Source organism: Planctomycetota bacterium, assembly GCA_039819165.1.
Classification (GTDB): Bacteria; Planctomycetota; Phycisphaerae; order Phycisphaerales; family UBA1924; genus JAHCJI01.
On the sequence record JBCBSM010000001.1, the window covers coordinates 1,454,514 to 1,469,322 of the forward strand.

10 protein-coding genes are annotated in these 14,809 nt (G+C 71.2%); 3 read left to right on the forward strand and 7 right to left on the reverse strand.

The features are described 5' to 3' along the window. Positions 1–9: 9 nt before the first annotated feature. Positions 10–996, forward strand: a complete 987-nt coding sequence (locus AAFX79_06320; protein MEO1008161.1) for a hypothetical protein — start codon at positions 10–12, stop codon at positions 994–996. Here AAFX79_06320 and AAFX79_06325 read toward each other — a convergent pair. Then, positions 993–1,475 (reverse strand): cytochrome c, encoded by a 483-nt coding sequence (locus tag AAFX79_06325; protein ID MEO1008162.1) that lies wholly within the window; start codon positions 1,473–1,475, stop codon positions 993–995. The genes AAFX79_06320 and AAFX79_06325 overlap by 4 nt on opposite strands. Positions 1,476–1,539: 64 nt before the next feature. Between AAFX79_06325 and AAFX79_06330 the strand changes: the two genes are divergently transcribed. Together AAFX79_06330 and AAFX79_06335 are read left to right on the forward strand one after the other, a co-directional pair. Then, positions 1,540–2,751 carry a DUF3754 domain-containing protein gene (locus tag AAFX79_06330; GenBank protein MEO1008163.1) on the forward strand — a complete coding sequence of 404 codons (1,212 nt, stop codon included), beginning with the start codon at positions 1,540–1,542 and terminating at the stop codon, positions 2,749–2,751. After that, positions 2,729–3,235, forward strand: a complete 507-nt coding sequence (locus tag AAFX79_06335) for a low molecular weight protein-tyrosine-phosphatase (protein MEO1008164.1) — start codon at positions 2,729–2,731, stop codon at positions 3,233–3,235. The genes AAFX79_06330 and AAFX79_06335 overlap by 23 nt, the downstream gene beginning before the upstream one ends. A 12-nt stretch (positions 3,236–3,247) precedes the next feature. On the opposite strand, the gene odhB is transcribed toward AAFX79_06335, so the two are convergent. The 6 genes from odhB to AAFX79_06365 form a co-directional block, all read right to left on the reverse strand. Beyond that, the gene (odhB, locus tag AAFX79_06340; GenBank protein MEO1008165.1) at positions 3,248–4,618 is read right to left on the reverse strand and encodes a 2-oxoglutarate dehydrogenase complex dihydrolipoyllysine-residue succinyltransferase; all 1,371 of its coding nucleotides are present in this window, start codon (positions 4,616–4,618) and stop codon (positions 3,248–3,250) included. A gap of 47 nt (positions 4,619–4,665) precedes the next feature. Then, positions 4,666–7,533 carry a 2-oxoglutarate dehydrogenase E1 component gene (locus tag AAFX79_06345; GenBank protein ID MEO1008166.1) on the reverse strand — a complete coding sequence of 956 codons (2,868 nt, stop codon included), beginning with the start codon at positions 7,531–7,533 and terminating at the stop codon, positions 4,666–4,668. Between the two features lie 184 nt (positions 7,534–7,717). Beyond that, entirely contained in the window at positions 7,718–8,593 is an 876-nt protein-coding gene (gene pstB / locus AAFX79_06350) for a phosphate ABC transporter ATP-binding protein PstB (protein MEO1008167.1), read from the reverse strand. A gap of 17 nt (positions 8,594–8,610) precedes the next feature. Then, a complete protein-coding gene (locus AAFX79_06355) occupies positions 8,611–10,944 on the reverse strand; it encodes an ABC transporter permease subunit (GenBank protein ID MEO1008168.1) in 2,334 nt (777 codons plus the stop codon). Continuing rightward, positions 10,941–13,763, reverse strand: coding sequence for an ABC transporter permease subunit (locus AAFX79_06360; GenBank protein ID MEO1008169.1), 2,823 nt, complete (start codon positions 13,761–13,763; stop codon positions 10,941–10,943). Before AAFX79_06360 ends, AAFX79_06355 begins: the two co-directional genes overlap by 4 nt. A 53-nt stretch (positions 13,764–13,816) precedes the next feature. After that, a complete protein-coding gene (locus AAFX79_06365) occupies positions 13,817–14,779 on the reverse strand; it encodes a phosphate ABC transporter substrate-binding protein (protein ID MEO1008170.1) in 963 nt (320 codons plus the stop codon). Positions 14,780–14,809: the final 30 nt, after the last annotated feature.

The following is a 14,809-nucleotide window of genomic DNA, read 5'->3' on the forward strand; positions in this document are numbered from 1 at the left end:
GGCGTCGCCGTGGCCTTGCTGCACCTCTTCGAGGTCGACGGACCCTCCGACGCGGCCTCCGAGTCGACGCCGCCCGATCGCGTGCTCCGACGCGGCGGGGACCTCTCGGCCCTCGCCCTCGCGGCCTTCCTGCGCACTGCCGCGCCGGTGCCGCACGTCCGCGTCGTCCTGGGCCATGCCGGCGCCGACGCCCGGGCCGAACGGCTCGACGTCCGGCCCGATGCCCGCGTGCCCACACCGGCGGGAGGCAGCGTCCGCCTCGCGGCCCGCGGGCTGCAACGCGTGCTCCGCGACATCGAGCCAGCCGGCTGCGTGGCCTGGAGCGGGTTCGCCGCAGCTGTCGCGCGTCGCGCGGGCGTCGGCGGATCTCTCGGCGCAGTCGCCGCGATCGATCCCCACGGTCGATCTCCGGCGGATACCGCCGAGGCGATCAAGATCGCGCAGTGCACGTCCGTCCCCGACCGCGGCGACCATGGCGAGCGTCCGCGCGTGCTCCTGCTGGCCGACCCGGGCACACAGGGGCGGACGCTGCTGCCCTGGCGTGGCGTGAGCCTGGCCAGCGCCGGGCACGCGGGCATCGACTTCGCCGTGCCGCCGGCGTGCTCCGGGCTCCGGCGGCTGCTGCGGATGCCCACCGAGGGGCTCGACCTCGTGCGGATCGACGTTGATGGCCGGCCGCTGCACGAGCGGCTCGCGGCGGCGACGGTCGCCCTCGCCGTGCACGGGCCGGACGCCGACGCCCACGCGAGCCCGGGCCTCGTCGCCGCGGCGCTCTCCGCGGGCCTGCACGTCGTGGCCGATCCCCGGCATGCGCCCGTGTCACTGCACGACAACCCGGGGCTGGTGCCGTGCCATCGCGCCGCGACCGCCGAGGTCGCCCGCGCGCTGCTCGACGCGATGGCCAAGCGTCCGCGCAGGCGCACAACCGGAGCGCTCGCCGCCGGATTCGTCGATAGGGTCTACGCCGCCGCCGGCGTGACGCCCCAGCCCGCCTAGAGCTGGTCTCGGATGTCGGTGACGTGGACGTCGCGGACCGACGGCGCGAAGTTGCCCCACGATCGGCGGATGTAGGTCAGGATCGCCGCGATCTCGTCGTCGCGGAGGTGCGCGTAGCTCTGCATCGGCAGCGAATACTCGCCCGAGGCGCGGAGCGCCCCGGGCGCATCGCCGCCGATGCCCAGCAGCATCATTTCGGTCAGGTAATCGGGATCGCCCAGGACGGCGGCCGAGCCCACGAGCGCCGGGCCCATGCCGAACACGCCCTCACCCTGGGCCGCGTGGCACTGCTGGCAGTGCAGGATGTAGAGCTGGCGGCCCTCGACAGTGGAGACGACGGCCTCCGCCGACCGCATCGTGGCGGCGGGCGTCGAGTTCTCGCTGCACGCCGGCAGGACGGACACCGCGGCCAGGACCATCAGGCCGCCGCACGCCAGTGCCACGCCCCCGGGGCGTACGGGGATCGGCTGCTGCGTCATCGAGCACCTCCGTCCCGCGATGGTAGCGGATTACGACCCACGCGCGAAGCCGATATGTTCGGGTGTGCCCGCGGCCCGCCCCAACCTGCACCGGCCCGACGATCGGTTCGTGCCCGTACGCCTCGACGCGCTGGTCGACGCCATCGACGGCGACCCCGGCCGCTTCGGGCCCGTCGCTGGCTGGGCCCAGAAGCTCGCCCGCAGCCTGGAGCGGGTGATCGGGCTGGAGGCCAACGAGCTGCACCGCCACCTCGACCGGCTATACGCCGCGATGAACCCCGACCTCGACACGCTGCCGGGCCATGCCGCGCCCGACGGCACGCTGCACGACGCTCTCTGCTACCTGCTGGGCAAGGCCAACTTCACCGAGATGGACGACGTGGGCATCAAGGCCGCCCTCGCCGCCGGCAGCGTGTACGGCCTGCGGGTCAAGCTCGATCCCGAGATGATCGAGCGCCTGTCGCTGCACGTCCGCGGACGCGGCTTCGAGACCCACCACCGCCGCCATCGCGTGCGGCCCTGGCGGACCAGTCCCTTCGACGTCGAGGTGTTCCCGAGGCTCGTTGTCGTCGCGCAGATCAAGGGCGAGGACCACCTGCGGCTCAAGCTCTTCCGCGATATCCCGATGGCCGACGTCGAGGCGCTGCTGCCCCACGCCCGCGTGCAGATGTCGGTGACCGACCGCCTGCAGATCATCGGCGGCGGCGCGGGCTCGCTGGGCGGCGTCGCCAAGGTGGCCGCCGGGGGCGCGGTCTCGACGACGGCCCTGGCCGTGCCCGTCGCCATCGGGCTGGGCGGCCTGGCGATCAAGAGCTTCCTGGGCTACCGCCGCAAGAAGCACCAGCGGACGAGCCACCGCACGCAGCACCTCTACGACAAGAACATCGCCAACAACGCCGCCGTCTTGCACACGCTGTGCCGCATGATCGCCCAGGAGGAGTGCAAGGAGGCGCTGCTCGCCTACGCGGTGCTCGCCAGCGGCACGACGAACGCCTCCTGCGCCGGCACGCTGGACAAGGCCGTCGAGCGGTTCCTCCGCGATCGGTTCGCCCTCACGCTGGACTTCGACGGTCCCGATGCCTGCGGCACGCTCCGGCGGCTGGGCCTCGCGGCCGCCGACCCGCTCGCCGCGATCCGACCCGAGGCCGCGCTAGCCGCGCTCGACGAGTTATGGCGGGATCGCCGCACGGCGCGGCACCATGTCAACAGCGTGGCAAACAACTTCGCGGACGGCGTGGGCGTACGCTCGGCCGATGCCCGAACCGCCGACCAATAGCGTCCTCTTCGTCTGCCTCGGCAACATCTGCCGCAGCCCGCTGGCCGAGGGCATCTTCCTGCATCTCGCCCGCGAGCGTGCGATCGACGTCGTCGCGGACTCGGCCGGCACGGGCCACTGGCACGTCGGCGACCGCCCCGACCGCCGCGCCCTCGCGACGGCCGACCGCCACGGCGTCGAGCTGCCCGGCATCGGCCGCCAGATCGACCCATCGAGCGACTTCGGCCGCTTCGCGTGGATCGTGCCGATGGACGCCAGCAATCACCGCGATCTGCTGCGGCTGGGCTCGCCCCCCGAACGCACCCGCCGGATGCGGGCATTCGATCCGGAGCACGCGGGCGAGGTCGACCGCGCCCCCGACGTGCCCGACCCCTACTACGGCGAGGACGACGGCTTCGAGCGGGTGTACGAGATGCTCACCGCGGCGTGCAACGGCCTGCTCGACCAGCTGGTCGACCAGCGGCACGCGACGGCGAATCGCTAGGAACGCCTCGAACTAGAGATCGATCAGGATCCGCTCGGGGTTCTCGATGCAGTTCTTGATAGTGACCAGGAACTGCACGGCCTCGGCGCCGTCGATGATGCGGTGGTCGTAGCTGACCGCCAGGTACATCATCGGGCGGAGGGCCAGCTGGCCCGGGTTGGCCGGATCCTCGACGGCGCGCTTCTTGATGGTGTGCATGCCCAGGATGGCCGACTGCGGCGGGTTGAGGATCGGCGTGCTCATCAGGCTGCCGAACACGCCGCCGTTGGTGATCGTGAACGTGCCGCCGGTCATCTCGTCGAGCGTCAGCTTGCCGTCGCGGGCCTTCGTTGCCAGGTCCTTGATGGTGCTCTCGATCTCGGCGAAGCTCAGCGTCTCGGCGTTGCGCACGACGGGCACGACGAGGCCCTTGGGGCTGGCGACCGCGATGGCGACGTCGCAGTAGTCGTGCGTCTGGATGACCGGCTTGCCGCCCTCGTCCTCGGCGATGTAGCCGTTGACGAGCGGGAAGGCCTTGAGCCCCTGCACGACGGCCTTGACGAAGAAGGACATGAAGCCCAGCCCGATGCCGTGCTTCTTCTCGAAGTCCTCCTTGTACTGCTTGCGGAGGGCCATGACGGCGGTCATGTCGCACTCGTTGAAGGTCGTCAGCATCGCCGCGGTCTGCTGCGCCTCGACGAGGCGGTTGGCGACGCGCTGCCGCAGCGGGGTCATCTTCTCGCGATGGATGTCGCGGCTGCCGGACGGGGCGCCGTCCCCGCCGTTCCGCGTGGCGCCGTTGTCGCCCCCGGGCCGCCCGCCGGACTGGAGGAAGGCCAGCACGTCCTGCTCGCGGATGCGGCCGCTCGCGCCCGTGCCCACTACGGAGGACAGATCCACGCCGTGCTCGCTGGCGACCTTCTCGGCCACCGGCGTCGCGTGCACGTCGGCGCCGTTGTCGGGCCTCGCCTTCGGCACGCGATCCGTCTTGGCAACCTTCTCGGCGATGGCCGTTCCGCCCCCGCCGGCTTCCGACGCCCGCTTCTCGCCCTGGCCGCCGCCGGCCGCGGTCTCGGCGGCCTTGCCGGCGTCCTTGGACCCGGACTTCGCCGGCTCGGCGTCCTCGGCCGATTCGCCCTGGGAGGACTCGCCCCCGCCGGGCTTCTCGGCCGATTCGTCGATGGAGCCCACGGTCGCGCCGACCTCGACCTCGTCGCCCTCCGAGGCACCGTGCTTGACGACGCCCGCCGCGGGCGCGGGCACCTCCATGGTGATCTTGTCGGTCTCGAGCTCGAGCACCGTCTCGTCCCGCTCCACGTAGTCGCCGTCGGCCACGGTCCACGCGGCGATGACGCCGCTGGTGATCGACTCGCCGACCTCTGGGATCACGATGTTGGTGGCCATGCGTGGCTCCTGCCGTCCGTGCAGCGTCGTGTGAATGCCGAATCGTCCTAGGCCGAGGCCCGGACCAGCTTGGGCTTGTGCTCGCCCTGGGCGTCTTCCTCCGCGGGAGCCGGGCCGACCGCTTCGGCCACGATCGACTCTTGCTCATCCTTGTGCCGCCGCTTGGAGCCCGTCGCGGGCGACGCGCTCGGCAGCCGGCCGATGTAGCCCAACTCGCCGTTGGGCAGCACCCCGCCGATCCGCGTGCGGATCGCGTCGGACACGTGCAGGTGGGCGCCCATGTTGCGGGGCTCCTCCTGGACCCAGATCACCCGCTCGCGGTTGGCGTAGCGCTCGATGAGCTGCTCGAGCAGCTCGGTGTGCAGCGGATAGAGCTGCTCGATGCGGACGATCGCCACGTCCTTGCGGTCCAGTTCATCGCGGCGGGCCTGCAGCTCCCAGTAGAGCTTGCCGGTGCACAGCAGGACGTCGCGCACGCCGCTCGGATCGCCGCCGTCCACGAAGGCCGGGTCGTCGATGATCTCCTGGAAACGGCCGGTCACCAGCTCGTCGATGGTGCTGGTCGGCGTGCGGATCAGGCTCTTGGGCGTCATGACGACCAGCGGCTTGCGGAACGGCCGTCGGACCTGCCGCCGCAGCATGTGGAAGGTCTGGGCGGCCGTCGAGGGGTAGACCACCTCGACGTTGTCGTCGGCGCAGGCCTCGAGGAATCGCTCGAGCCGCGCCGAGCTGTGCTCGGGACCCTGGCCCTCGTAGCCGTGCGGCAGGAACAGCGTCAGCCCGCACCAGCGGTCCCACTTGACCTCCGCGCTGGTCAGGAATTGATCGATGATGACCTGGGCGCCGTTGACGAAGTCGCCGAACTGCGCCTCCCAGATCACCAGCATGTTCGGGTCCGAGAGCGCGTAGCCGTACTCGAAGCCCATCACGCTGAACTCGCTCAGCGGGCTGTCGTACACGCAGAACTTGGCCTGGGCGATGCGGCCCTTGTCGTCGGTCTCGCCGGGCTCCAGATCCGTGCCCGGCTCGCCCAGCGGGCGGATCGAATTGAGCGGCGTAAAGGTCTCGGCGGTCTCGGCGTCGACCAGCACCGCGTGCCGATGGCTGAAGGTGCCCCGACGCGAGTCCTGCCCGCTCAGCCGCACCGGGATGCCCTCGAGCAGCAGCGTGCCGTAGGCCAGAGTCTCGGCGTCGGCGTAGCTGATGTCGCCGGTCTCGGGCAGCGTGCGGCGGGACTCGAGCAGGTTCTGGAGCTTGCGGTGCGGCGTGAATCCCTCGGGCACCGTGCCGATCGCCTCGCAAACCTCCTGGAGCACGTCCCGCGACACCGCCGTCTGGATGGGATCGAAGTCGTACTTGTGGGTCATGCCGACCCAGCGGTCGCTGCCCGGGTCGATCGTGGGGTCGTACGGGGACTGCTTGGCGGCGTCCTGGGCCTGATCGAGCGCGTTGTCGAGCTGGCCGCGGATCTCCTTCATGTCGTCGTCGGAGATCACCCCCTCGTCGCGGAGCCGCGCGGCGTAGGTCGACAGCACGCTCTTCTTGCCCTTGATGAGCTTGTAGAGCACCGGCTGGGTGAAGCTGGCCTCGTCCTGCTCGTTGTGACCGAAGCGGCGGTAGCAGTGCATGTCGAGCAGCACATCCTTGCGGAACGTCTGGCGATACTCGGCCGCGATCATGGCGGCCATCACGCACGCCTCGGGGTCCTCGCCGTTCACGTGCAGCACGGGCGCACCGACCATCTTGCCGACGTCGGTGCAGTAGAGGCTCGACCGGCCGTCGCGGGGCGACGTCGTGAAGCCAATCAGGTTGTTCACGACAACGTGGATCGTGCCGCCCGTCGCGTAGCCGTCGAGCTGCGAGAAGTTGAGGGTCTCGGCCACGACGCCCTGGCCGCTGATGGCGGCGTCGCCGTGGATGACCATCGGCACGACGCGGATGCGCTGCTTGTCGCCGCGGTGCCGCTGCTTGGCCCGGGTGCGGCCCTGCACCACGGGCGCGACGGCCTCGAGGTGGCTGGGGTTGCTGGACAGCGCCACGTGCAGCGAGCGGCCATTTGGGTAGCTCAGCTGGCCCGAGTAGCCGCGGTGGTACTTCACGTCGCCCCCGCCCTGGGTGTAGTCCTCGGCCCAGGTATCCTCGAACTCGGTGAAGATCTGCTCGTAGGTCTTGCCCAGCACGTTGTTGAGCACGTTGAGCCGGCCGCGGTGGGCCATGCCGATGACCGCTTCCTCTACGCCGTGCTCGGAGAGGTGCTCCAGCACGCCGTTGACCAGCGGAATCAGCGTCTCGCTGCCCTCGAGGCTGAAGCGCTTGTCGCCCGGGTAGCGGCGGCCCAGGAACTTCTCGAACATCTCGGACTGCAGCACCTGCCGCAGGATGTGCACCCGGCGGCCGCGATCGAAGTTGATGGCGCCGGCGTCCCGCTCGCAGCGCTCGATCAGCCAGCTCCGCTCCTCGCGGCTGGGCACGTGCATGATCTCGGCGCCGATGGAGCCGCAGTAGGTCCGCCGCAGCCTGTCGATGGCCTGCCGCAGCGTGAGCGGCTCCTCGACGTCCAGCCGCGCCGGATTGATCGCCCGGTCGAGATCCTCCTCGGTCAGCCCGTGATGCTCGGGCCGCAGGCAGTCCACCGGGTCGGGTTCGCGATCGAAGGGATCGAGCCGGGCCTCGAGGTGGCCCATGTCCCGGAAGGCGAAGATCAGCTCGTCGACCTTGTGGTGGAAGTCCGCGTCGCCGCCGCCCGCTTCGGCCCCCGAGGAACCGGCCCCCGACGAACCAGCACCCGAGTCGCCCAACTCGAAGCCCTGCAGGAAGGCCCGGACGTCCGCCGGCACAGATTCGGGGTCTTGCCGGTAGGACCGGTAGGCCTCATCCAGGAACTGGGCGTTCCAGCCGTTGACGGACGGGGGCACGGCGCGAGGACCGGAAGCCATCGGATTCCCCTCTGCAATCGGCCGATCCCGCGCCGGCGAGCCTCGTGCGGGCGGGCGGCCTCGAAGCGTTGCGAACTCTATTCAATCGGCGCTTGGCCGGGCCGGATTCGGTCTTCCGGCCGCTCGTCCTCCATCGGCCCGCGTGCTCCCGGCTGAGGGGCGATCAGCCGAAGCGGCCCGTGACGTACTCCTCGGTCTCGCGGAGCTTGGGCCGCTGGAAGATGTCCGCGGTCGGGCCGTACTCGACCAGCCGTCCGAGGTACATGAACGCCGTGAAATCGCTCACCCGGGTGGCCTGCTGCATGTTGTGCGTGACGATGAGGACCGTGTACCGCGTGGCGATCTCGTGGATCAACTCCTCGATCCGCAGCGTCGCGATTGGGTCCAGCGCCGAGCACGGCTCATCGAGCAGCAGCACCTCGGGATCGGCCACGATGGCCCGGGCGATGCACAGCCGCTGCTGCTGCCCGCCGCTGAGCCCCAGAGCCGAGTCCTTCAGCCGGTCCTTGGCCTCGTCCCACAGCGCGGCGGCCCGCAGCGCCCGCTCGCAGGCCTCGGCCAGCACACCGCGGCGGTTCTCGCCGTCGATCCGCAGCGGGTAGACCACGTTCTCGAAGATCGACATCGGGAATGGGTTGGGCTTCTGGAACACCATCCCGATCCGCTTGCGCAGCTCGATCACGTCGACGTCGTGCGCATAGATCGGCTGGCCGTTGAGCGTCATGCCGCCCTCGACCCGGACGCCGTCGATCAGGTCGTTCAGCCGGTTGACGCTCCGCAGCAGCGTGGACTTGCCGCAGCCCGACGGCCCGATGAGCGCCGTGACCCGGCCCCGGGGCACCATCATCGACACGTCGTGGAGCGCCTGCTGGTCGTAGTTGTAGAACAGCCGGAACCGCTCGACGTCCAGCACCGTGTCCTCGGCGGCGAGCGCGTCGTGCACCACCGAGCCGGCGGTCTCGCCGCGGCGGATGGCGTCGATGACCGGGTAATCCCGGGCCTGCGTAGCCGTGGCGCGCGTGTCGATCGCCTGGGTCATGGGTGCGTGCGACTCCCCTAGAAGTGGCCGGACGATAGCCGCGCGCGCAGCCGTGCACGGATGGTGATCGCCGCCAGGTTCATGATGACCACGATCAGGATCAGCAGCAAGGCCGTGGCCCACACCAGCGGCTTGGCGGTCTCGGGGTCGGGGCTCTGGAAGCCCAGATCGTAGATGTGGAAGCCCAGGTGCATGAAGCTCCGCTCGGGGTGCAGGAAGGGCGCATGCCGGCTGAAGGGAAGCGCGTCGGCCTGCTTGACCGCGCCCACGAGCATGAGCGGCGCAACCTCGCCCGCGCCGCGGGCCATCGCCAGGATGGCGCCGGTCATGATGCCCGGCATCGAGCCCGGCAGCACGATGCGTCGGACCGTCTGCCACTTGCTCGCCCCGCAGCCGTAGCTGCCCTCGCGGGCCGAGTTGGGCACCGCGGCGATGGCCTCCTCGGTCGCGACGATCACCACCGGCAGCGTGAGCAATGCGAGCGTCAGCGACGCCCACAGCAGCCCGGGCGTGCCGAACACCGGCGTATTGTCGGCCACCTGCACGCGGAAGAAGCCCTGGAAATAGGGCGTCGTGGCGAACAGCAGCAGCACGATGCCCGAAGCGGCGAGCCACGCCGCCGACGCCGCCACCCGGAACACGCGGTTGCCGGCCGTCGACGGCGTGCCAGGCCGGGCGCGGCCCAGCACGCCCATCGCCAGCGCCGACATCACCACCAGCATCCCGATGACCATCCAGGGCCACCACCCCGGATCGGACCACGAGCCGATCCGCGGCGCTGGATCCTCCGCCCCGCCGTCGATGAAGCCGCCCACGGCGTAGCAGAAGAAGCCCAGGCCGAACACGCCGTACACGATGCTGGGCACGCCCGCCAGGTTGTTCACCGCGATCCGCACCACGCTCGTGACGAATCCCTGCTTCGCGTACTCCCGCAGGTAGAGCGCCGCGATGACCCCCAGCGGCACCACGACCACGCTGAGCAGCATGGTCATCAGCACCGTGCCGAAGATCACCGGCCACACGCCGCCCTCTGTGTTGGCCTCCCGCGGATCCTCGCTCACGTAGGCCCACCACCGCTCGGTGTACGCGGCGGCCCGCTCGGCCAAGGACATGTCGTTGGGCCGGAAGACCCGCACGACCTGGCTCACCCGCATCGGCTCGCCCCGCTGCGTGTCGCTGATCGGCGCGAAGACGCCGGCGTCGGCGCCATCGGAGAACACGACCCGGTGCCGATCGTCCTCGGCGTCCAGCGTGCGGATCCGGGCGACCACCTCGTCGGCCTGCCGCTGCAGTTCCGTCTCGCGCTGCTCGACCTCGGCGGCAACCTCCGCGAGCCGCTCGGCGGCGCGATCGGGATCGCCGCCGCCCGCCCACGGGTGCTCCAGCACGACCGCGAGCGACAGCACCAGCACCAGCACGGCCAGCGAACCGACGGCCAGCCGTGCCGTGCCGCGGCGTTGCGGATCGAGCCGTGGCGTCCACCGCCGCGCCGTCGCGAGTCCGGCCACGCCGCCCGCCGCCGCGACCAGCACCGGCAGCCACGCCAGCACCGGAAGGCCGCCGGACCGCTCCTCGGCGGCGTCGCGCACCGCGATCTCGGCCAGTCGCAGCCGCGTCCGCTGCTCGTCGATCGCGACGTTGATGTCGTCCAGCTCGATGGCGTTCAGCCGCCGACGCTCGGCCCGGCGCTCGCGGGCCGCATCGATGGCGTCCGGCAGCGCCGCCCAGGTCTCCTCGGGCCCCTCCGCGAGCACGCGGGCCACGCGGACGCGGGTCGAGCCGTCGGCGAGCGTCTCGGCATCGCGGGCATCCGCCGGCGGCGCCTCGCCCAGAGGCAGCACGCGATCCTCCAGCAGCCAGAGCGCCCGCGGCTCGCCGAGCCAGGCGCCCCAGGACTCCCGCTCCACGAAGGCCAGCGTGCCGGGCGTCGCGCGGCTGGCGATCTCGTACGCCGGCACCCAGCGGAAGGTCCGCCCGTTGTACTCCCGGTTGGCGACGCGGAAGAGCAGCCGCACGGCGCGGCCATCGCCCGCCTCGGCGTCCTCGGGCAGCTCACCGGCGTCGCGGAGCGCCTCGATCTCGGCCCGCATCGCGGGATCGGCGTCGAAGCGCTCCCGCTGCTTGTAGATGCCGAGGAAGCTCGAGCCGTCCCGCAGCGTCACCCGCTCGATGGGCTCGACGACGAAGGCCGACAGCCCGCTGTAGGCGATCAGCCCCAGCAGGCCGACCAGGAGCGCCACCGCCAGCACCAGGGCCGACCCCATGACCCACACCGCCGGCTCGCCGCGCGCCGAGAGCGTGGTGCGCCGGGTGGTCCGGCGTGCGACGTGCTGCTCCGCCGCCTGGCTCATAGCGCCGCGTTCCGCTTGCGGTAGTACTGGCGGACCACCTCGGCGGACGTGTTGATCACGAAGGTCATCACGAACAGTACCAGCCCGCACAGGAACAGCACGCGGTAGTGCGTCCCGCCGCGGGCGGCCTCGGGCAGCTCGACGGCGATGTTGGCCGACAGTGTCCGCATGCCCTCGAAGATGTTCCAGTTCATCGTCGCCGTGTTGCCCGTAGCCATCAGCACGATCATGGTCTCGCCGACGGCTCGGCCCAGCCCGATCATGCAGGCCGAGAAGATGCCCGACGCCGCGACCGGCAGCACCACACGGATGACCGTCTGCCATCGGGTGGCGCCCGCGCCCAGCGAGGCCGACCGCAGGCCGTTGGGCACGCTGGAGAGCGCATCCTCGCTGATGGTGTAGATGATCGGGATGACCGCGAGCCCCATGATGATGCCCACGACCAGCGTGTTGCGCTGCTGGAAGGGCCCGAAGATCGACGTCCGCGGATCCTGCCCGAAGGCCGCCAGCAGCCACGCGGCGGCCGCCGCAACCACGAGCACGGCCGCCGTCGTCACGACGAACCGGACGAGTTCGAGCAACGCGGCCCGCGAGCGGGGCTGCACGGCGACGTAGTCGTTGAAGCCGCGCCCAAGCAGCCGGCGGCTCATTCCGGCCACGAGCACGATCGCGAACGGAACGCACACCAGGAACCACCCGGGCCCCGCGCCGCCAAACTCGCCATCCAGCCAGCGACGGATGCTCGGATCGGCGATGCCCGCCTCGGCGATCGTGGCTTCCACGGCCGCGAGCGACTCCGCATCCTCGGGCTCGACGGGCCGGACGACGACGCCGCGATCGAATCCCAGCCCGCTGCGCCGAAGCCGCAGCTGCTCCTCGGCGTCCAGCACGTCGCGGGACCCCACCCAGCCCGGGCGTTCGCCCTCGGCGACGGGCTCGGCCGAGCCGGCGAGCAGCAGCACGTCGCCGCGCGAGGGCGCGAACAGCGTGCGCTCCACGATGGGTCCGACGGCGGCGCTCAGCAGCACGCCCAGCGCGATGGCCGCCACCAGCAGTGCCAGCGTCCGCCCGCTCGTCGTCCGCAGCGCAACACGCTGGGGCACGAGCTGCCAGGCGTGGGCCGCCAGCATCACCACGAAGGGCACGATCGCCAGCCCCACCAGCACCGAGGGCAGCCAGTCGCGGGCGTAGGGCGCGAGCACGATCGCGGCTACGAAGCCAAGCACCACCGAGGGCAGCGAGGCCATCACCTCGACCGCGGGCTTGACCACCCGGCGGATGCGGCGGTCCAGGAACTCGCTCGTGTAGATCGCCGCCCCCACGGCCACGGGCACCGCGAACAGCATCGCGAACACCGTCGCCTTCAGCGTGCCGAAGATCATCGGCATCAGGCTCAGCTTGGGCTCGGACTGGTCGGTCGCCGCCGAACTCTGCCACGAATACCCCGCCTCGAGTTCGCCCTCGAAGTGCGTCCGGCCGAACATCGAACCGAAGGTGACCTTGGGGTGCCCGGGCGTGAGCGTCCACAGGGCGCCCCAGTCCTCGTCGGCATCGCCCACGGACGCGCCCACCGCGATCACCGCCTCGCCGCGCGGCGACAGCGCGACGGCGTCGGCCGAACTCTGGCCCAGCTCGACCGACGCGACAACCTGCCCGCTGGTCAGGTGCCGTACGCGGATGGTGCGACCCGCGGCGAACACCGCCGAGCGATCCCGCCGGCTGATGCCAATCGCCTCCACGGGCGCATCGCCGATGCGGAGCCTCGACCCCCGCACGAGCCGCCGGCCGTCGGCGTGCGGCGCGTCGGGGTCGGGCGCGGCGAACCACTGCTCGGCGTAGCCGTCGGCGCCGCCCACGAGCACGGAGCGATCGCCCAGCAGCACCTCGGCGCTGGTGATCTCGGCGCCGAGCTGCAGATCGTCGGCCAGCTCGAAGCCGGCGTCCCCCCGTGCATGCCTGCGCATTCGCCCGTCGCGCCACAGCACGACCACCGAGTCGCCGGCATCGAGCACGAACACCCAGTCCGGAATCGCCTCGCCCGCCGTGAGCTGGAGATCCAGCGGCGACGCCTGCAGCCGAACGCGGGGCGGCCCGCCGCCCAGCGGAACGATCTTGCGCACGCCGCTGACCGCCGCCGAGCCGTCGCCCGCAATGGCGGCCACGAATTCGCGGCGGTTGAACAGCAGGTGATCGATCCGGGCGATCGCCGCCGAACCCTCCAGCGGCCGCGTCGCCTCCTCGAGGTCGACCACGGGGTGCACGAAGCGCAGGTCGCCCTGCTCGTTCTGCTGCACGAGCCCGCGCGCGCCGCCGATCTCCGCCGGCATCACGCCGCCGGCATCGAGCGCGGCCGCGCCATCGGGTGCATCGCCGGCGTCCAGCCGCCGGGCATCGAACCCGATACGCCCCAGCCGCACAGAGCCGTCGTCGTAGCCGATCGCGACCCGCTCGCTGTACGGCGAGCGGCTCCACGCCGTGGGCCGCGGGCCGTCCGCGCCACCGTCGCCCGCTAGGTCGAGCTCGTCGACCAGCGCCCCGTCGGCGATGGTCCGCACAGCGATGCGTCCTCGCTCATCCACGGCCATCGCCATGGTCAGGTACTCGTCGGTGAGCAGCAGCGTCGCGCCACCGCCACGCACGCCGCCCACACCGTCGGAAGCCGCCTCCAGCGATCCCGAGCGGAACAGCGGCACGGCGACCGCCGCCAAGAACACGCAGATGCCCAGCACCGCCGCGAGCACGCTGAAGCCGCCGAGGGTGATGACCGTCTCGGCGACGCGATCGATGGTGTGCACCCTGCGGCGGGTCGATCTCGGCATGGAGGGCTCGCGTCACGCCACCGGCGCGGCTCCGGACCGCGGCGGGCCTTGGCTCACTCGATCTCGATGCCCACCGAGGCCGCATCCTGCCGGCCCACGATCGGCGGGACGGCAAAGTAGCCGTTCTTGGTGACGCGTTCCTGGCCCTCTCGCGAGTAGATCACGCGGACGAATTCCCGCCGCAGCGGATCGAGCGAGGAGTTGCGATCGTGGTTGAGGTACACGTACAGGAAGCGGGCGAGCGGATACAGCCCCGCGAGGGCGTTCTCCTCGGTGGGCTCGTAGGCCTCGTCGCCGGTCTCGAGCGCGATATCGAGCTTCTTGACGTCCGCCGTCGCGATGCCGACGCCCGAGTAGCCCATGCCGTACGGATCGTTGCCGATCGCCTGCACCACGCCCGAGGTGCCGCCCTGCTCCTTGACCGTGGGCTTGAAGTCCAGGTCGCCCAGGGCCGCCTTCTTGAAGTAGCCGTAGGTGCCCGACGCCGAGTTGCGGCCGTACAGGCTGACGTAGCGGTTGCGGTAGGTGGGCGCCGACACGCCCAGGTCGCCCCAGGTCATGTTCGGGCCGGCGGTCGACCATGCCCGCTGGAGCTGCTCGAGGCTGATGGACTCCATCGGGTTGTCCTTGTGGACGAACACCGCCAACGCATCGATGGCCACGCGGAGCTTCGTGGGCTTGAAGCCGTGCCGCTTCTCGAAGGCGTCGATCTCCGAGGCCTTCATCGCCCGGCTCATGTGCCCGAACTGGGTGGTGCCCTCGATCAGCGCGGGCGGAGCCGTCCCCGAGCCCTTGCCCTCCACCTCGGTCGTGACGCCCGGGTAGTAGCCCTTGAAGAGCTGGAACCACTCGGCCACCACGTTGTTCATGGTGTCCGAGCCGACGCTCTTGAGCTTGCCGGTGACGCCCTGGACCTTCGTGTAGGACGGCAGCGGCGCCGCGGGCTGCGGTGCCACCGCCGCCGACGCCGCCAGGGCCACCAGCATCGCCACACCACCCGCAATCCAACCGCGCATGCGCACCTCCGTTACTTCAAGATAGGGCAT

What these genes read in the sequence shown, in the direction of transcription:
- AAFX79_06325 (MEO1008162.1), bottom strand. Translation starts at nt 1,475, where the DNA reads ATGACGCAGCAGCCGATCCCCGTACGCCCCGGGGGCGTGGCACTGGCG.
- AAFX79_06335 (MEO1008164.1), top strand. Translation starts at nt 2,729, where the DNA reads ATGCCCGAACCGCCGACCAATAGCGTCCTCTTCGTCTGCCTCGGCAAC.
- odhB (MEO1008165.1), bottom strand. Translation starts at nt 4,618, where the DNA reads ATGGCCACCAACATCGTGATCCCAGAGGTCGGCGAGTCGATCACCAGC.
- pstB (MEO1008167.1), bottom strand. Translation starts at nt 8,593, where the DNA reads ATGACCCAGGCGATCGACACGCGCGCCACGGCTACGCAGGCCCGGGAT.
- AAFX79_06355 (MEO1008168.1), bottom strand. Translation starts at nt 10,944, where the DNA reads ATGAGCCAGGCGGCGGAGCAGCACGTCGCACGCCGGACCACCCGGCGC.
- AAFX79_06360 (MEO1008169.1), bottom strand. Translation starts at nt 13,763, where the DNA reads ATGCCGAGATCGACCCGCCGCAGGGTGCACACCATCGATCGCGTCGCC.
- AAFX79_06365 (MEO1008170.1), bottom strand. Translation starts at nt 14,779, where the DNA reads ATGCGCGGTTGGATTGCGGGTGGTGTGGCGATGCTGGTGGCCCTGGCG.